The sequence below is a fragment of the Brevibacterium sp. Mu109 genome (assembly GCF_900169375.1).
GTDB classification, from domain to species: domain Bacteria; phylum Actinomycetota; class Actinomycetes; order Actinomycetales; family Brevibacteriaceae; genus Brevibacterium; species Brevibacterium yomogidense_A.
This window is the reverse complement of record NZ_FXZF01000026.1, coordinates 1-18,359: the sequence shown is the minus strand read 5'-3', so window position 1 is coordinate 18,359 and position 18,359 is coordinate 1. Positions and strand designations below refer to the sequence as shown.

Sequence of the window (18,359 nt, the reverse complement as noted above, 5' to 3'; positions counted from 1 at the left end):
GTGTCAGCATCATCCGGTCGTCGCCTGACCCGTGCACTCAAACAGCTGAAGCTCCCTGCCGAGCAGGGCGCGGGGCCCGTCTCCGTCGAGATCACCACGACTCTCGACGAACTCGACGGAGAAGGGTTCTCCCTCGCCGCCGCAGCGGATGTCCTTCCTCGGATTCAGCTGATGGTGCTCCGTCTCTCGGCGCCAGATGCAGCCGATGAGTCCACGACCCGCACCTTCTTGCGTCGCCCTGATGGCCTTCGGGCGACGCGTCTGCCTGACTCCGGCCCCGTCGCTTGTCTTGCCGACCTCCGCGCTCAGCACCCTGATGACGTCCTCCTGGTCTGGGTGCCGGAGGACGTAGCAGCGCCCGCGGCTCTCATCCGCGCCGGAGCGAACATCGTCATCGCTCACGTACAGAAGTCTGGCTTCTCGATCCGCATGGTCAAGGGGCACCCTGTCGTCCGGCTCGGATCGACCATCGACACCGGTACCGAGACGACTCAGCACGCCGACGTGCGTTGGACCCCGCATCTGACACGCTCCTCTGACAACCGTCGGCTCCTCCTCGAGTTCGACGTCCGAGCGGTCTCCGGCCGGAGATCGCGCCCCCTCACAGAGGACGAGATCGCTCGGGCCTACGTCGACGCGCTGCGGAGCACGACGGTGACCGACAGCGTCCTCGAGCACGTCGACGCCGCAGCCACGAAGAAGACCTCTCATGTGGCACTCTCGCTGACACTGCGCGGTCGGCTCGCCCGGAACGCGTCCGGAGGATTTCCCCAGGCACCCATACTGTGGAACGAGCGCGGAGACACCCTCGAGGCCACGTCGAACCACCTCGTGAGTCCGCGCATCGTGCAGTACGAGATGGATAGGGCCGGACTGGAGACGGAGTACCTCACCAAGAACTTCCTCATCGCTGATGACCACGACGGTGCTCCAATCGGTTACTACATCTCAAGTGGTCGCAATTCTCCCCATACGGCGGTGCGAACCGTCGGAGACAAGAACCTCACGCGTTCGCTGCTGTCCAGCGCTGGAATTCCAGTCGCGCGCGGCCGCTATTTCGCGGACGAAGGACAGGTCGAGTCTGCAATCGAGTTGATGGCGGAGCTGGCCTCTGTGGTCGTGAAGCCGGTCGACGCCGCTCAAGGTAGAGGAGTCTCCGTCGACGTCCGCACAGTCGAGTCGTTCCGGCGCGCCTGGAAGACCGCTTTCGAGGTCGCACGGACGGGGGTCATCGTGGAGAAGCACTTCACGGGCGATGAAGCGCGCTTCACCGTCGTCGACGACCACGTCGTCGGCGTGACGCGCAGCCGCCAACCGTCTATCACCGGAGACGGCAAGCGGACGGTTCGCGAGCTGCTCATCGAACTGAACGAGCGGCGCCGTGCCAATCCTCACCTGGCCAATCGTCCCGTCGACCTGAACGAAGGCCGCATAGCCCGCATGCTCGAGCACGGTCTGCATCCACTCTCTGTACTGTCCGATGGCGAGGAGTTCGTCGTGGGCCTCAGCACGGGGTGGTACGGCGGAGCCGAGACGGAGGACATCACGGAGTCTGTTCATCCGTCATACCTGCAGGCCGTGGTGAAAGCCGTCCGTACCGTGCCCGGGCTGACAGTCGCGGGACTCGACGTCATGCTGGAGGACTACCGCGTCGAGGCGACCGCAGAGAACTTCATCATCCTCGAGATCAACAGCCAGCCGGGACTGGGCATCCACCACTTCCCCGCACTGGGGACGGCGCGAAACGCCGCAGGGGCGATCGTCCGGAGCGACCTCGCACCGCGCTCGCCCGCAGCGTACACAAGTCCGGTCGCGGCGACCTCAGGCACGTCTGAGATCCCCGCCGGCGCCGACCCCACGACCGCAGGCTTCGCCGAGGCCCTACAGGCCCGTGGGTTCTCCGTTGTCTGGCACGCACCGGACGTCGTTCATGCCGAGGCACAGGGCATCACGACGGCTTTCCACGGCAGCTACTCCGCGATGACGGGCAAATCCGGGGTCATCGGTGCGCGCCAATCGCGAGTCTTCGCAAAGCTCCTCGAGCGCGCGGGCGTGCCTCACGGAACTGGGTGGAAACTGTTCTCGCGCGACGCCGAGCCGGCAGATTTCAGCAACGGGGCGCGAGCCATCGCCCATGCGCGCACCCTCACGTCTCCCGCACTGCGCACTGCGGCGGGCATGATTCGCGCCGTCGAAGCGGAGCACGAGGAATCGTTCGCCGAGCAGTGGCGAGACCTGAGCAGACGGACGTCCAGCGGCATAGCCGTACTCGACGTCGATCTTTCGACGTTGCACCGGTTCCTCATCGCGTACGGCGAGGTCATCACCGTTCTGGGACCCGACGACGCTCCCGCCGAAGCAGTCTCCGCCGGAGCTGCCGCCGCGTACGGCGAGACGGCTGCGCGGGCCGTCGCTGCGTTCCCCGGTCTCGACATTGCCGAGGTCACCGTCTCAGTGACAGATCCCGCTGCGGCTCCCGATGCGTCGAACCACGCCGTCCTCGCAGTCCGTCCGGGCCGCTCTCTCGTGCCCTTCGGACACGGGAGCGACAAGGGCGAGCCGTCACTCTTCGACCGGATCACGGACCTGCACGTCACTCATCTTCCAAAGGCCGCTGGCGTCAGCTGAGCCCGGTCAGCCATCTCCGGGACCTCTCACCGACGGGGCGGGCTTCCTGGTCACGAAGCCCGCCCCGTCCGTGTGCTCACGCCTCTTCGACGACGTTCGGTGCCGAACCGCCGCCGTTCTCCGCCAGCAGGCGGGTCTTGATCCCGCGCCTGCTGTAGTAGTTCCGCACGCGCGGGTCGTCGAACAGCGGCGCGTGCGACTGCATGACGTTCAAGCCCGTGTTGACGTTGGCTTCGAGGACGACGGGGCCCTCCGGTGAGATGACAATGTCCCAGCCGATGTACTCCATGAAGGACAGCGACCGTGCGGAGTGCAGGACCAGGTCATGCACCTCCTGCCACATCGGGACGCTCACGCCGGTGATCTGCGCTCCGTTGTCCGGGTGCGTGTCGAACCATTCCTTCACGTCACCGTCCGGCAGCCGCGTCGCCCGTCCCAGGCGGCCGGTCTCCAGGTCCACACGAGCGCTCAGTCCGCCCCGGGTCCAGTTGTCCGCGGGAGCGGAGCGCCGGCAGCCGATCCGCTGGACCGCCATCGCGATGAACGGCTCGTTGTTCTTCTCCAGGTTCACCATCGTGAGGACGCGCAGCGTGTTCACGGACTCCGCGAAGAGTGCGGCCTGGTCCGGGTGCTGGATGAGCCCCCGCTCGACGATCATCGGCTTCCGCACTGCGGTGAAGACGGCCTCCGCGGACTTCCTGGTCCGCTGCACGCCGTCGACGGCCCACGTCGTGTCCGACGTCTTCTGCACCGCGTGGATGTTATTGCCCTCTGCACCGGCGAGGACCTTGAAGAACACCGTCTCCCCGTGCACCATCGCGTCGAGGTAGTCCGCGACCGTCATCCGGCCTTCTTCGGGGAAGAAGTGCACGAGTCCGCGTGAGTAGACGCCGATCAGCTCCGGCGAGCGGATGTCCATCGACCGCAGCAGCAGGTGGGTCGACAGTTTGTTGTTGATGATGTCCTGCAGCCGTGCGTGCACCATGTTCTTCGTGCGGAAGTACCGGTGGACGTCCGTGACGTAGCGGTTCGGGTCGTTGCCCTGCTCCAGTTCGTAGAGGACTGCGCTGCGGGACAGGAAGCCCTTCAGCCACCAGCGCGGCCGTCGCTTGGCGAACGGCACGTCCCACTGCATCTCCTTGCGCCACAGCTTCTTCAGCGCGATCTGGAAGACCCGTGCGGCCCGATACTTGCGGAACGCCCATCCGAAAGGCGCCCTGATCCGCTTGAGTGCGGCACGTGCAGGGTTCTTCGACAACTGGTGCTCCTTCGGTCTCAACGGCGGCCGGCCGTCGCGGTCAGAATGGTGAGGACGGGGTCCGGTTCGCCGGGGGCGAGCGTTCGTTCGAGCGCAGTCACCACGGCAGCACCGGTACGACGCGCCGTCTCCTGCAGCCGCTCGTCCAGATAATCGGTCCACCGTACAGCGGCGTGGTCGTCCCACTGGTGAACGGGGATCATCGTATCGATGAACATGCTCCGTCTCGAGGCGGCCTCCGCCCAGCTCCTGGGCGCGAGCAGTGCGGGGCGGAAACGTGACGTGATCTGCGCCTGCACGAGCACCGCGTCCAGCGTGGACTCCGCGTCGAGGCCGTCCGCCGTCACGACGAGCAGGCTCACGGGCGCATCCGGCGCGACGTGAGAGAACACGGGAGGCACAGGCCCCGGGCCCGCCGCGCGACGTGCACCCCAGGCCCGCACCTCGCCGACCGCGGTCACCGCGCGTTTGGCCGCGGGCCGAGCCCACTGCGGTGCGTGCCTCCGGGCACCTCCGACCATGCGTCCCGCGGTGCGGCGCACCATCGCGGTCGCTCCCCGCTGTGCACCGGACCGGTCGCGTGCGAGCGGGCTCAGCCGCCACTGCGCTCCGGAGTCCCGGCCCAGGACGGCGACCTCGACGTCGTCTCCCAGCCTTGATGTGAGCACCGCTGAGGCTGCGCCGCACTCCCACACGATCACGTGTGCGGCTCTGTGGGCGCGTGCGAGATGTGCCACCCGTTGCGCGTCGACTGTTCCGGATTCCACGGGGGCGTCGACGCTGACGTCGTGGCGCTGCGTGCACACGACCGGTGCGACGGCATGCGCGCTGCGCAGCCATGCGACCGCCTCGGCGATCTGCGCCTGCGCCGGGTCCCCCGGTACGACGAGGAGTGCGGCGGCCTGCACCGAAGCGCGCACCTCGGTGCCGTCCGTCACCGGTGCCGGCTCACCCGTCGGAGCACCCGCGAAGGCGGCCAGCCGATCGAGGTGCGCCTCATAGCTGAAGCGCTCGCGCACCGCGGCGAGTCCACGCTCCCGCTGCGCGGCCAGTGCCTCCGGATCCGCGGCCAGGCGGTCGACGATCCTCGTCACGTCCTGCGGGGTGCCGTAGAGGCAGGCGTCGCCGAAGACCTTCTCCATCTGCTCCGGGACGATGCAGACGGCCCCCGCGGCGAGTCCCTCGAGCACGACCCGACCGAACGCCTCGACGAGGCCCGGGTGGTGGAAGTAGACGAGGAAGTCGATCCCCGCGAGGAACTGCGGTACGGGGACGGAGCCGAACGGCAACGACGTCCACGTGTCCGGCAGGCCACCCAGGATCTCCTCCGGTGCCTCGGTCCCGCCGAGCACCCGCACCCGGTAACGCGAGTCGTCGGGGTACGCCGCCAGCAGGTCGTCACGGGTGTCCGGCCATTTCGACCAGTGTCCACGGCTGTGGCGGCCGATCACCGGAACGTCGCCCACGAGTCCCTCGCGCGAAGTCGACCACACGGGCGCATCGATGATGTTGACCCAGTCTGCGTCCACCATCGGCACGCGGTGCCACGAAGCCGTGAGCGCAGTCCGCACGAGGGGACCTATCGGGGCCCACACAGGCGCATGGCCCAGCGCGCGCTCCGTGTTCCGGTGCACTGTCTCCACGTCGTAGTAGGGCTCCGTCGCGCGGTCGTCGACCGGCACCTGGTTCGCGATCATGACCGTCGCGTCCACGTCGATGTCCGGCAGGTCAGCGGGCACTGTCGTGAACAGCGTGGGGTGGCGCACCAGCAGAGTCGTGGCCCGCACGCGTTGGTGCGGCAGCACCAGTTGCGCCTTGCCCTCTCGCAGGACGTCGACGATCCTCTGCGCGAAGGGGCGCCTGCTGCGCTGCACGGGCGACGGTAGATGGATCAGCCCCGTGCGGAAGCCTGCGCGGTGCTGCGCCTCGATCTCCTCCACGACGCTCGCGGTCGACCCACCCGGGAACCTGCAATCGGTCGCCATGATGACGTCGAACTCGCGCACGCGGTCATCCCGCTGAGAGCCGGCCCTCGTCGGTGCTCCGGTCATCGTTTCCCCATCCGTTCGTATGCCCAGCGCACGAGAGTGACCCTCCGCAGCACGCTCCGCGCCCTGCGTCGCAGGGTGCGCGACTCGACGCGCGGCACCCGGTCGATCCAGTCGTCGACGGCGTCCGCGGACGCGTCCTCCACGCGGAGGATTCGCTCGGCTCCTGCACGAGCAGCGGCCTCGGCGGCGGTGTCGTCGTCATCCGTCGCGATGAAGCGGGCGAGCGCGACTGGCGCCGCATCGAGGTCGCTGATCGCCGAGGCGAGCGCGACGGTCTGCAGGCCGCGGACATCCGCGTCGATGAGCACGCGGACGAGGTCCGGCCTGAGGTTCTCAGGCCCGCCCTGAGATGGGCCCGGGACGACGAGGACGGTGACGGCGGGCGCCACCGTGCGGATCGCATCCGCCCTTACGTGCATGTGCGTGCTCACCTCATCAGCTCCTCGACCCCGGTTCCTGAGACCCGGTCCTTGTACGCATCGAACCAGAGATTCATCATCGCGAGGCTGCGGAGGAGGTGCTGTGTGCCGGTCCGGCTCAGCAGCCGCCGCCAGTGCGCGGTCCCCTCTTCCGCGAGTCCGTCCACGAGCAGCGCGGCAGCGGGGCCTTCGGTCACGAGGCGCCGCAGGACGTCGACGGATTCGTCGGCGGTGATGCGGCGCGGGTGGGGGCGCGGCCACGGGACCATGCTCTGCGCCGTGGGCATCGTGGCCAGCTGCGGGTCCAGCAGTGCGGTGAGCTGCGGGTAGAGCGTCCCATCTGCGTGCGCGGCAGCAGGGATGCGCAGGGCCGCGCGCGCGACCTCGTCGGCGAGGAACGGGGTCGCCACCGGGTGGTCCTTCGCGACCAGGCCGTACGGCGACTGGCTGATGCCGGGCAGAGTCCGGTTGAGGTACGCGGTGAGAGTCGCCTCGAAGGGGTGGTCTGCGACCTCGGGCCAGGCTTCGTCGAACTCGTCGAATGCTCCACGCGTCCGCTCCCGGATCCCGCGCACCGCTTCCGGCCGCAGCACCTGGTCCGCACCGTCCAGGTACTTCATGAGTCCGGCGATGCGGGAGGAGCGGTCCTCCCCCGCGGTGAAGTCCCCACCCAGCATGAGACCGCCGCCCAGACCGTCGAGGACGAGCCCGTCCGCACCGGCGATCCGCTCAAGGAGCGGGACGAGCCACACGTGGTAGGACGTCTGATGGTCGACCGCGTCCACGAAGGCGCGGATGTCGGAGGCGAAGCGGTCGACCCGGGGCACGACGATCTCGTGGTCGAGCTCCATGCGGTCCGCTGCCTGTGCGGCGATGAGCTCTTCCAGCACGATGCCGGTGTCGGAGGACGTGGTGAACGCCCGCGGCGGAACCTTCGCCGTGTGACGGGCGTAGAGCGCGAGGATCCGCGAGTCCCACCCGCCGCTCAGCAGCGAGATGAAGCGGTGGTCGGCCGCGAGCGTGCGCATCTCAGTCGTGAGTGCGTCTGCGACGTCCTCGATCCGTGCGGACTCGTCAGGTTCGATGTCCAGCCACGGCCAGCGTGCACGCTCGAAGCGGACGGAACCGCCGTCCGCGATGACAGATTCCCACGGCTGCAGCCGGCGAATGCCCTGGAACGTGGTCTTGCCGCCCAGTGGCGCACCCACCGCGAGGATGTCCGCCCACGCATTCCAATCCGCCTGCACCGGCGACTGCGCGGTCAGCGACGACAGTCGTGTGGCGAAGCGGGCGGTGCCCCCGTCCGCGGCCACGTAGACGGGCACGGCACCGGAGACACCGCTCAGGAGCTCGTCGCGACCTTCGCTGCGACGGACCACGAGCGCATCTGCCCGCCGAGCAGACTCGGCACTGATCAGATGCGTGGAGTGGATGGTCCGCGGCGCCCATGCCACCGTGTCCGCATCGATGCGCGCCACCGGGCCGTCGGTCTCACCACGGTCGACACTGGGCTCCCCACCACGGGCTCCGAGGGCCCCGGCGACGTGCCGCGCGTGCTGCGGAATCTCGTGATCGTCCATATGCCCCGCCTGGTCAGCGCGCACGCCCCGCCCCTCCGCGACGACGGCCCATCACCCTCTCCAGCGTGGACTGCGGGCGCCGCCGCTTCGCGAGGTCCAGCATCCGCGCATCCTCGATGGCCTTGAGGAAGTCGCGCGCATCGGCGTTCCAGTTCAGGTGGGTCTTGGCGTAGTCGTATCCCGTCCGTCCCAGGCCGACTCGCGTGGCGCGGTCGGCGGCCCAGGCGCGGATGACCTCGGCAGCGGCCCCGACGTCTCCGAACGGCACGACCGCACCACACTCTGCGTGCTCGACCAATTCCTTCGGCGCCCAATTGGGCGTCGTGATGACCGGCACCCCGTGCGCCATGTATTCGATGACCTTGGTGGGCTGGGAGTTCGCGTAGTTGGGCTCGTCGTGGAGCAGGCTCACGCCGGCGAGCGCACCGCGGAGCCGGTCGAGTGCGAGGTCGTTCGGCATGAAGCCGCGCCAGTCGACGATGCCCTCATCCGATGCCGCCTGGAGTTCGTCCTCGATGTCGCGCTCCGCCGGTCCGATGATCTCGACGGTCACCTCCGGGACACGGCGAGCGAGCTCGATGAGCTCGGCTCCCCCACGTGGGCGCGTGACCTTCCCCAGGTAGACGATACGATCGTCGGCGGGCTCCAGCAGCTCCTCCGGCGGCACGCGCACAGAGTTCGGGACGACGGGGTGGATGCGGGTGAATCGGTCGCGGTACCCGTGCTCCGCGAGCAGCAGACGGAAGTTGATCTCCGCGTACTGCTCCGCGGCGACCGCACCGGCACTGAGTATCGGTCGCAGCCTGGGCGGCGCCCAGTCGCGCATGTGCATAGCCGAGGCGGTGTCCTCATGGACGTCCCAGACGATCGTCGCCTTACGCCACGGGAGCGCGAGGACGGCCAGGAGCAGGTCCGGATCATGGATGAGGATGACGTCGACCGCGCGGGACATCCCGCTCAGCAGGGTGCGCGCGGCACGGACCGCGCCCACGCGGCGCTTGCCCTTCGCCCGCGGCAGGTCGATGCCCCACACGCCTTCCGGGGGCGTGCGGCCGAACGCGGAGAAGGGCGCGGCGTACGCGACATCGTGCCCCGCCTCGATCAGCGCCGGCAGCTGCCGATGGCGGATCCTCGCGTCTTCGGGGTCGTGCACGATGGTCGCTACCAAGATGCGGAGGGGTGGGGCCATGATTGGTAGTGTACTGATCGGCACGAAGCCAGTTCGTACGTCCAGAATGCGCCGCGCGTCGGAGCGTTCGCACCACCGCCTGAGGAGCCGCCGTGGCCGTAGATGCAGTCGTCATGGGACTCGGATACGTCGGGATGCCGCTCGTGCACGCAGCGGTCCACGCGGGCCTGTCGGTCATCGGCTTCGATGTGTCGGACGCCGTGGTCGACGGGCTCATGGACGACCGCTCCCACATCGACGACCTCTCCGGTGCGGACATCGCTGAGATCCGGGCCCGCGGCTTCCGCGCGACGTCCGATGACGCGATTCTGGCAGAGGCCGACGCGATCATCATCTGCGTGCCGACGCCGCTGGACGACGACAGCCGCCCGAACGTGGGAGCCGTCGAATCAGCGACCCGCGCCATCGCACGGAACCTCACTCCCGGGACGCTGGTGGTCCTCGAGTCGACCACGTACCCCGGCACCACCGAGGAACTGGTCCGGCCGATCCTGGAGGAGAGCGGGCTCCGAGCAGGACAGGACTTCCACCTGGCCTTCTCTCCCGAGCGCATCGACCCGGGCAACCCCACCTACGGGCTGGTCAACACCCCGAAGATCGTCGGCGGACTCACGCCGCAGAGCACGGAGCGTGCGCGGGCCTTCTACGGCCGCTTCATCGAGACGACGGTCGCGGCGAAGGGACCCCGCGAGGCGGAGACGGCGAAGCTGCTGGAGAACACGTACCGCCACGTGAACATCGCCCTGGTGAATGAGATGGCGCAGTTCTGCCATGAGTTGGACATCGACCTGTGGAACGCGATCGACATGGCGAGCACCAAGCCCTTCGGCTTCCAGGCGTTCTACCCCGGTCCAGGAGTAGGCGGCCACTGCATCCCGATCGACCCGAACTACCTGTCGTACAACGTGAAGTCCCGGCTGGGCTACCCGTTCCGCTTCGTCGAGCTTGCGCAGGAGATCAACTCCTCGATGCCCGCGTATGTGGTGAGGCGCGTACAGGACATGCTGAACGACGATGCCAAGGCCGTACGGGGTGCGAAGGTCCTGCTGCTCGGCGTGACGTACAAGCCGAACATCTCCGATCGGCGCGAATCCCCCGCGATCCCGCTGGCGGAAACGCTCCTGGAGCACGGTGCCGACCTCAGCTATCACGACCCCAACATCGACGAGTGGACTGTTGCGGGGACGCAGGTCCCACGCGCCGACGATGCTCTGCGTGCGGCGACCGACGCGGACGTGGTGGTCGTCGTCCAGAACCACCGGGAGTACGACATCGACGCGATCGCACGCGCCTCGCAGCGGTTCCTCGACACGAAGGGCAAAGTCACCGCAGAGGGCGCGCAGCGTCTCTGAGCAGCGCTGAGTCGGGTGCGCTGGGAGCCGGCGTCAGCGGGTCGGAAACACGCAGCCGTGTTCAGCGGGAGGTCTGGTCGAAGCCGTCGGTGACGACGACCTCGGCGGCGGGGTCCTCTTCCGCGCGGTCGGGGAACACCCACGTGCGGTAGGCCCAGAAGCGGAACACCATCGCCAGGCCGATGCCGATGACGTTGGTCGAGATGTTGTAGGAGACCGGGTCGTGGAGGCCCAGCAGGTACCACGTGACACCCAGCGGCGCGACGACGATCACCATGCCGATGAGGTTCACGACGACGAACTTCCACAGCCCCGTGAGGGTCGAGCCGGAATCCCGCCGGCCGTAGGTGATGAAGCGGTTCCCCACCCAGGCGACGGCCATCGACACGATCGTGGACACGACCTTCGCCTTGATGGGGCTGGCGACCAGCAGCGCCGGAACGCCCAGGAAGCCGAAGAGCAGGAGGTTCGACAGTCCCACGTCGACGAGGTAGGCGATGCCTCCGACGGACAGGAACGAGAGGACCTCGCGGAACAGGCGACGGCGGTCTGCCCAGCGCTGCGACCAGGTAGCCCGCTGCTCCGGTGCGGGCGCTCCCGCGGGCTCGCGTCGCCGTTCCAACATCCAAGTCCTCTGTCGTCCGGTCACCCGTCGCTCGCTGCGAGTCCTCACAGAGTCCGGCCGACGGGTGGATACCGAAGCACTCTACGCCTTGGACCAGGGTCGGAACGCGCAGGGCACGCCCAGTCAGAGTCTGTTCGGCGTGTGGTCACGCGGGGTCACCAGCGAGGCGATCGCTGCAGCGGCTCGCTTGGGCGGAGTCGAGACGGTCCAGTGGAGGGGCTTCAGCGACAGCGCGAAGGCGATGCCCCCTGCGGCGAAGACACTGATGACGACCGCACCGATCTGCACGGCGTGACCGTAGCCGCCTGCGAAAAACTGCTCGAGGGCCGGGCTGAGCGCGATGATGAGGAAGCCGTGGAGGAGGTAGACGGACAGCGATCGCTCGCCGATCACCGTGATGGGCCCGTTCACGTCCGGCACTGCCGCGAGCAGCGCGAGGATCGCGAGGAAGGCGATGAGCGTGAGACACGCGCGGATGAGCATCCCGCGCAGAACGGAGACCTCGAGATGATCGAAGTTCCCCGAGCCGTACAGCCAGCTGGAGTCCGTGTCCGCGACGAACAGCGCGAGCAGTGGCAGGAACGCCACGACGCATCCGCCCAGACGCGTCCAGAGTGGAAGGCCGCCTGTGAAGGCGAGCAGCTTCTTCCCGTACACCTTGCCCACGACGAAGAACGGCCAGAACACCAGCGTCCTAGAGATGGAGAGTTCTGCCCCCGCGAACGGCAGCACACCGGCGCAGACACCAACAAGTGCTGACGACGCGACCAGCGTCCGGGGGAAGCGCTCGATGAACGGCACGGTGAGGGTCCACCAGATCATCGCGAGGAGGAACCACATGATCCAGTGCGGGTCCGTCCAGCTCCATGCGAACGGGTCGCCGATCCATCTATCTGTCACGTAGTAGAGGGTCTGGAACGTGGCCAGCAGGATCACGAAGGTGGCGATCCGCTCGATGAGGCGCGTCGATTTCGCTGTGATCCCGGCGAGGAAGATGAACGCCGGCATGTGGAATGCGTAGATGACGGTGTAGGCGAGGTCGGTGAGCCCGTCGCTCAGCCCCACCCTGGTGAGCAGGTGACCGAAGACGACGAGGATGATGAGGACGCCCTTCGCGACGTCCAGTCTGTTGTCCCTCACGATGGCCATCAGCGAATCAGCCGTCTGCTTCTGCAAGGGCTGCCGCAGTGCGGCGTCGTTCCCTCGGGTTGACGAGAGACACGAGAGCCGCTGCGGCCTTCTTCGGCGGGGTCGAGACAACCCAATGGGAGGGCTGCAGGGCTAAGACGAATGCGACGCCCCATGCAGCGAAGCCACTGATCACGACCGCGCCGATCTGCAGCGCGTGCCCGTATCCGCCAGCGAAGAACTCCGCCAGCGCCGGCGTGAGAGCGATGACCACGAGGCCGTGCAGGAGGAACACGGAAAGCGATCGCTGCCCCATCACTGCGACGGGCCCTCGACTGTCCGGCACTGCAGCGACGAGTGCCACGATCGCCACGAGAGCGATGAGGAGGAGGCACACTCGAATCAGCATTCCCCGCCCGTCAGAGACCTCCAGGGACTCGAAGTTCCTGCTGCCGTAGAGCCACCCCTTGTCGATGTCGACGATGAAGAGCGCGATCGCCGGAACAATGGCGACGACGCACAATCCGATCGCCGTCCATACCTGGAGCCCTGCAGCGACCTTCAACAGCCTCGGACCCACAGTGCGTCCGAGCACGAAGAACGGCCAGAAGACGAGCATGCGAGACAGCGAGAAGTCATATCCCGCGAAGGGTACGAGGCCGACACCGATGCTGGCGACCAGCGAGACAGCGACCATAGTGCGCGGAAAGCGTTCGATGAGAGGAACGGTGAGAGTCCATCCGATCATGCCGACGAGGAACCAGAGGATCCAATGGGGGGTCGTCCACGACCATTCGAAGGAATCTCCCGCCCACATCTTCGCGACGAAATAGAGATATTGGAAGACGCCGAGAAGCATGACGAAGGTGAGAAGTCGCTCGAGCAGCCTCGTCGACTTCGCAGTCAACCCCGCGAGAAAGACGAAGGCGGGCATGTGGAACGCGTATATGACAGTCAGTACGAGCCGGACGAGTCCGTCTTCCCACTCCCCGCTCACCTCTTCGAGCAGGTGGCCGAGCACCACCAGGACGATGAGGACGCCCTTCGCGACGTCCAGCCTGTTGTCCCTCATACGCATGAGCAACGACTCTCCCGCATCAGGAGTGCGCGCGTCCAGTCCTCGGGGTGGACATCAGCGATCTCCCAGGAGCGTGCCGCGCCCTGCCCCAGTGCCGGGACAGGGAGGAGGAACTCAAAACAGCCCTGAGATCGTTCCGTCTTCAGCCACGTCGATCCGATGCGCGGCGGGGTCCTTCGGCAGACCGGGCATCGTCATGATGTCGCCGCAGATCACGACGATGAACCCGGCTCCCGCGGACAGGCGGACGTCGCGCACGGCGAGGGTATGACCGTCTGGGGCACCGCGGAGCGACGGATCAGAACTCAGTGAGTACTGGGTCTTCGCGATACAGACGGGAAGCTCTCCGTACCCCTCCCTCACGAAGCGGTCGAGCTTCTTCTGCACGGACGCCGGGATCTCCACGGAGCCCGCGCGGTAGATACGGGTGGCGATCGCTTCGATCTTCTCGACCGGACTCGACTCGAGGTCATACGAGTGCCGCGGCTCCCCGCCCCCGCGTTCGTCGTTCTCGGCTGCTGCTGCGATCACGGCATCGGCCAGGTCGAGGCAGCCCTCGCCGCCCCTCGCCCAGTGCTCTGCGGATTCCGCACGCACCCCGTGCTCAGCGAGGTGAGCGATCGCCGCTTCGATCTCCCCGTCCGTGTCGGACGGGAACCGGTTGAGGCTGACGACCGGGGTGAGACCGTAGACGTCCTGCAGGACGGTCAGGTGGTGCTCCAGGTTGACCATCCCGGCGAGCATTGCGTCGACGTCCTCCGTCTCGAGATCCGCTTTGTCGACCCCGCCGTGGTACTTCAGCGCACGTACCGTGCCGACGACGCACACCACGTCTGGCCAGATGCCCGCAGCGCGGCACTTGATGTCGAGGAACTTCTCCGCGCCCAGATCCGCGCCGAACCCCGCCTCCGTGATCGTCCAATCGCCCAGGGCCAGCGCTGCGCGGGTGGCAAGGGCGCTGTTGCAGCCGTGCGCGATGTTCGCGAAGGGTCCTCCGTGGATGAATGCCGGACTGTGCTCGAGCGTCTGGACGAGGTTGGGCGCCAGCGCGTCGCGCAGCAGCGCGGTCATCGCTCCGGCCGCGCCGACGTCCTCGACTGTGACGGGCTTCCTGTCCCGAGTGTGTGCGACCACGATGCGCGCTAACCGCTTCCGGAGGTCGGCGATGCTCGTGGCCAGGCAGAAGACCGCCATGACTTCGCTGGCGACGACGATGTCGAAGTGGTCCTCCCGCGGCACGCCGCCGTTGATTCCTCCCAGGCCGATAGTCGTGTTCCGCAGGGCACGGTCGTTGAGGTCCACGACCCGGCGGATGTGGATTCGTCGGGGATCGACGTCCAGCGTGTTGCCGTGGTGGATGTGGTTGTCGAGCACGGTCGCGGCGAGGTTGTTCGCCAGCGCGATCGCATTGAAGTCGCCCGTGAAGTGGAGGTTTATGTCCTCCATCGGCACGACCTGAGCATGCCCGCCGCCGGCCGCGCCGCCTTTCATGCCGAAGACCGGCCCCAGACTGGGCTCGCGCAGAGCGAGGACCGCCTGCCCGGTGGGGGTCTCCCCCGCTGCCGCCCGTCGCCGGTTGCGCTCGTTGAGTCCGTCGGCGAGGCCGATGCTGGTCGTCGTCTTCCCCTCACCTGCGGGAGTGGGGCTCATAGCGGTGACGAGAACCAGCCTGCCGGTCGTCCGATCCTTCTCCGCCTGTTCGAGGACGGACAGTGGCACCTTCGCCTTAGTCCACCCGTACGGGATCAGATCATCAGCAGGCACACCCATGGTGCCCGCGATCTCCGTGATCCGCTTCAGCGACGCTGCTTGGGCGATCTCCAGATCGATACTCATGGTGCCCATTGTGCCGCAGGAGTAGAAGTGCTGCCCGGGCGAAGGAGGCTGTCCGTTCGAAGGTCCCCGCGCCGAACCCCGGTTCAGAGGGGGTACCCATCACCGATCGTGTGACGGAGAATGGATTGGGAGAGGTTCAGACACAAGGAGTCGCAACGCAAGGCTCTTCTTGTTTCGCGCTAGCCCCGCTTTCGAGAGGCACAGATGTTCCGCCGCCAACCCATACTCCCCGAAGGACGTCTCTACGGTCTCCTCTGGGGCATCCCCCCGGAGTTCGGTGGCATGACCAGCGCAGCGTTGCAGCGAGCGTCAGCATTCGCCGAGGTCGACAAGCGTGTGGTCGAGATTCTCACCCTTTCTCCCCGGATGAACCCGAAGCGGAGACGGAGTGCACTGTTGGCCTCGAAGAAGATCGGCCGGCGGGTGCACATTCGCAATCTGTGGAGTGAGCTTCGGACCATGCCCGACAAGCAGATCATCCGGCTTCGAGGGACCACGAAACAGCCGATCACCACCGTCGGGGAACGGCCCTCGATCACTGGAGCGGCGGAATCCACGCGATCTGACGACAATGGAAACATCCTCCAGATCGACCAATACCGCAGAGACGGCTCCCTGCTCGCCATCGACCGTCTGGACACGCGACGGCGTGGTCACCTCGGTGGACGCCAGATCACAGTCTTCGACCGGAAGGGCAAGGCCGCAGCACAATGGGGATCAGAGGCGGACTTCTACCATTCATGGATCGACTGGGTGGTAGGCGATCGCACTGCCACGATCATCTCCGATTCCAGCCCGGTCGGTGGAATGATGCACGGCTACCGCCGGGACAATGTCACCGTCACCCAGGTATTGCACAATCCCCACCTCAGAGACCCCACCGGGTCCCCGTACGGTCTCCTGCCGCCGGCTAAGAAGGAGATCCTCACCCATCTCGACCGATACGACCTCGTCACGACGCTCACAGAAGAGCAGCGGACGGACATGCTCGAGTCATGTATGGCCGTTGACAAGATCCAGACTGTCTCCAACATGTATGAAGGTCCGGTGGTCGAGCGGATAGAAGCACGTCCCCCAGGACAGGGAGTGATGGTGGGCCGCCTTGTCCGCCAGAAGCGTGTCGATCATGCGATCGAAGCGATGGCGCTGGTGCACGAAGCGCATCCCACTGCCACGCTGGATATTTACGGCGACGGCTCTCACAGCCCTCAACTGGCTTCGCTCATCAGCGACTTGGGAGTCGGGGACACCGTCCGCCTGCATGGGTACGATGCCGACGCGAGAGCACGGTTCCAGCACGCATCCTTCAGCGTTCTCTCCAGCCGATTCGAAGGCCAGGGCCTCGTGCTCCTCGAAAGCCTGGCGGCTGGCTGCATCCCGATCGCATACGACGTCCCGTACGGCCCTTCCGACATCATCACCCATGGAGTGAATGGTTTTCTCGTGCCAGCCGGGGATCCTGCGGAACTGGCCGCCACGATCGCACACGTCATCTCGCTCAGCCCCCGAGAGCTGAACAGCATGCGTACGGCCGCAGTGAGCCGCGTGGCAGATTTCGCGCCGGAGGTCATCACTCGGCGGTGGCGCGATGCCCTCTGCGAAGCTACGGCGACAAAGACGGCAGATAGGAAGTTCCGCGTTCGAGCCACGCTCCGCGATGCACATGCCACCGGTCAGGGGATCCACCTCGCGATCGAAGTCGTGCTCGACACCTCCGACGCGCTCGACCGTGCGTTGGTCTCCTGGGTGGGCCGCAAGACAACCGCGTACGGCCGGGTGCTGGCCACAATAGACACCGAAGCGCAGACCCACCGCGTCCGAGCCCTTCTTCCCTACCATCGCTTCACCGCAGTTGGCAGGGGTCTGCTCGATGTCTTCATGGATGTCAGCGTTGCCGGGACTTCACGAAGAGTCCGCATCACCGCCGCAGGCCTCGAACAGGCGGTCGGGAGTGGCCCCGCAGAGATCTACGCTACACAGCACGGCAACGTGAGCATCCGGCTCCACCCTGGCCGCGACCGCACAGTCGGTCAGGACACAGCAGATCGGGACACCACGCCCACAGACTGAGGCAGCGGCTCCCTCCTCAGATCGATCACCGTGTCGAATTCGACGTCACCGAACAAACGCGTCCAGTCGCGCGTGAGTGCGGCGTCGAGACTGTCACGCTCCTGCATTGTGAGATCGCGGTTGTGGTCATCGTTCGAATTTTCGGACTGCCGAAGCAGTCGGCGTGCTCTTTCGATGAGATCCGCCTCTTCGCGCGTGACTACTCTCGCCCCGGCGGTCGGGAGCAGTCGGCAGTAGTCCTCGAGAGCCTTCATAGTTTCCACCGCTGTCTCATCCTTGGACGGAGAGAACGACACCGTGACATCACAATCCTCGAGGTGTGGTTGTCGCACGACATCGATCACCGCGCGTCCTGCCTCGGGATCCTTCAACGCGCGTGACCGCACCAGGATGCGTTTGCGTTCGGGATCGCGAAGCGTGACAAGTCGAGTATCGGCCGCGGGCTCCCGGAAGACGGTATCCACCACTCGCTGTGTGATCGACGTGTCGGAGTACGGCACGTGCTTCGTCGCCCACTCCCGTCTGCGAGCAACGATCTCCGGCGACTGTGTGCCTTGCACAGCCCTCTGGACAGCGGTGAAAAGCTCATTCTCGCAATCGGCACGTTCCCCGGGAAGGGAGTCGAGGGAGTAGTACAAACCCCTGCCGTCCTCATACTCTGCACTGTCGGGAACATAAAAGACCAGAGGCCGGTCCTCGGCGAGATAGTCGAAGAACACGCTCGAGTAGTCGGTGACGAGAACATCCACAGCCGCCAGCAGCTCGTTTGTATTGACGTCATTGGGCACCAAGACATCAGCCAGCTCGGGGTCGTCGATCCCCTGCTTGTAGACGAACTGGTGGACCTTGAGCAGCACGTCACAGTCCTCGCCGAGAGACTCACGCAGTGACTTCACCACTGACCGGAGGCTTTCGACATCTTTCTCAGGTCTGTTGGTCGATTCTCCTCTCCACGTAGGAGCGAACAGCACGAGCTGCGCGCCCTCACGGGCACGCAGCCCGCGATCTTTCAGAGAGCGTGAGTATTTGAAGGCTTGAAGGCCACTCGATATTGCCTCCCGGGACCACCGATATTGCCCATCGGGGACCAGGGGTGGTGCCGGCGGGGGCCATCGGCCCCCACCGACAGCCTTCCTACTGGTTCA

At 66.6% G+C, this 18,359-nt stretch carries 13 protein-coding genes; 3 read left to right on the top strand and 10 right to left on the bottom strand.

The window, feature by feature from the left end; translation table 11 throughout:
• Complete coding sequence (locus BSP109_RS13770; RefSeq protein WP_101601372.1) at window positions 1-2,628, top strand: hypothetical protein; 2,628 nt, start codon at window positions 1-3, stop codon at window positions 2,626-2,628.
• A gap of 76 nt (window positions 2,629-2,704) precedes the next feature.
• Here the strand turns inward: BSP109_RS13770 and BSP109_RS17335 are convergent, their stop codons facing one another.
• The 5 genes from BSP109_RS17335 to BSP109_RS13745 are packed head-to-tail and all read right to left on the bottom strand — an operon-like array spanning window position 2,705 to window position 9,125.
• Entirely contained in the window at window positions 2,705-3,886 is a 1,182-nt protein-coding gene (locus BSP109_RS17335; protein WP_180959750.1) for a sugar-transfer associated ATP-grasp domain-containing protein, read from the bottom strand.
• Window positions 3,887-3,903: 17 nt separating this feature from the next.
• Entirely contained in the window at window positions 3,904-5,937 is a 2,034-nt protein-coding gene (locus BSP109_RS13760; protein WP_101601370.1) for a glycosyltransferase, read from the bottom strand.
• Window positions 5,934-6,368 (bottom strand): hypothetical protein, encoded by a 435-nt coding sequence (locus BSP109_RS13755; RefSeq protein ID WP_101601368.1) that lies wholly within the window; start codon window positions 6,366-6,368, stop codon window positions 5,934-5,936. The genes BSP109_RS13760 and BSP109_RS13755 overlap by 4 nt, the downstream gene beginning before the upstream one ends.
• The gene (locus BSP109_RS13750) at window positions 6,365-7,960 is read right to left on the bottom strand and encodes an asparagine synthase-related protein (protein ID WP_180959749.1); all 1,596 of its coding nucleotides are present in this window, start codon (window positions 7,958-7,960) and stop codon (window positions 6,365-6,367) included. Before BSP109_RS13750 ends, BSP109_RS13755 begins: the two co-directional genes overlap by 4 nt.
• Entirely contained in the window at window positions 7,950-9,125 is a 1,176-nt protein-coding gene (locus BSP109_RS13745; RefSeq protein ID WP_101601365.1) for a glycosyltransferase family 4 protein, read from the bottom strand. Before BSP109_RS13745 ends, BSP109_RS13750 begins: the two co-directional genes overlap by 11 nt.
• Before the next feature lie 92 nt (window positions 9,126-9,217).
• On the opposite strand from BSP109_RS13745, the gene BSP109_RS13740 reads away from it, so the two are divergent.
• Window positions 9,218-10,477: a nucleotide sugar dehydrogenase gene (locus tag BSP109_RS13740; RefSeq protein WP_101601363.1), complete on the top strand. Its 1,260-nt coding sequence runs from the start codon at window positions 9,218-9,220 to the stop codon at window positions 10,475-10,477.
• A 61-nt stretch (window positions 10,478-10,538) separates the two neighbouring features.
• On the opposite strand, the gene BSP109_RS13735 is transcribed toward BSP109_RS13740, so the two are convergent.
• The 4 genes from BSP109_RS13735 to BSP109_RS13720 all read right to left on the bottom strand — a co-directional run bounded on the left by BSP109_RS13735 (window position 10,539) and on the right by BSP109_RS13720 (window position 15,144).
• Window positions 10,539-11,102: a GtrA family protein gene (locus BSP109_RS13735; RefSeq protein ID WP_101601361.1), complete on the bottom strand. Its 564-nt coding sequence runs from the start codon at window positions 11,100-11,102 to the stop codon at window positions 10,539-10,541.
• A gap of 123 nt (window positions 11,103-11,225) precedes the next feature.
• Window positions 11,226-12,242, bottom strand: a complete 1,017-nt coding sequence (locus BSP109_RS13730; protein WP_180959748.1) for an acyltransferase family protein — start codon at window positions 12,240-12,242, stop codon at window positions 11,226-11,228.
• Between the two features lie 16 nt (window positions 12,243-12,258).
• Entirely contained in the window at window positions 12,259-13,308 is a 1,050-nt protein-coding gene (locus BSP109_RS13725) for an acyltransferase family protein (protein ID WP_146001166.1), read from the bottom strand.
• Between the two features lie 114 nt (window positions 13,309-13,422).
• Window positions 13,423-15,144, bottom strand: coding sequence for a formate--tetrahydrofolate ligase (locus BSP109_RS13720; protein ID WP_101601356.1), 1,722 nt, complete (start codon window positions 15,142-15,144; stop codon window positions 13,423-13,425).
• A 282-nt stretch (window positions 15,145-15,426) separates the two neighbouring features.
• On the opposite strand from BSP109_RS13720, the gene BSP109_RS13715 reads away from it, so the two are divergent.
• Window positions 15,427-17,214 carry a glycosyltransferase gene (locus tag BSP109_RS13715; protein ID WP_180959747.1) on the top strand — a complete coding sequence of 596 codons (1,788 nt, stop codon included), beginning with the start codon at window positions 15,427-15,429 and terminating at the stop codon, window positions 17,212-17,214.
• Here the strand turns inward: BSP109_RS13715 and BSP109_RS13710 are convergent.
• Window positions 17,175-18,212 carry a CDP-glycerol glycerophosphotransferase family protein gene (locus BSP109_RS13710; RefSeq protein ID WP_257944699.1) on the bottom strand — a complete coding sequence of 346 codons (1,038 nt, stop codon included), beginning with the start codon at window positions 18,210-18,212 and terminating at the stop codon, window positions 17,175-17,177. The genes BSP109_RS13715 and BSP109_RS13710 overlap by 40 nt on opposite strands.
• Window positions 18,213-18,359 lie beyond the last annotated feature (147 nt).

Excerpts from the sequence above, each read along its gene's own strand:
- BSP109_RS13760 (WP_101601370.1), bottom strand. The coding sequence starts at position 5,937 with ATGACCGGAGCACCGACGAGGGCCGGCTCTCAGCGGGATGACCGCGTG.
- BSP109_RS13745 (WP_101601365.1), bottom strand. The coding sequence starts at position 9,125 with ATGGCCCCACCCCTCCGCATCTTGGTAGCGACCATCGTGCACGACCCC.
- BSP109_RS13735 (WP_101601361.1), bottom strand. The coding sequence starts at position 11,102 with ATGTTGGAACGGCGACGCGAGCCCGCGGGAGCGCCCGCACCGGAGCAG.
- BSP109_RS13725 (WP_146001166.1), bottom strand. The coding sequence starts at position 13,308 with ATGCGTATGAGGGACAACAGGCTGGACGTCGCGAAGGGCGTCCTCATC.
- BSP109_RS13720 (WP_101601356.1), bottom strand. The coding sequence starts at position 15,144 with ATGAGTATCGATCTGGAGATCGCCCAAGCAGCGTCGCTGAAGCGGATC.
- BSP109_RS13715 (WP_180959747.1), top strand. The coding sequence starts at position 15,427 with ATGACCAGCGCAGCGTTGCAGCGAGCGTCAGCATTCGCCGAGGTCGAC.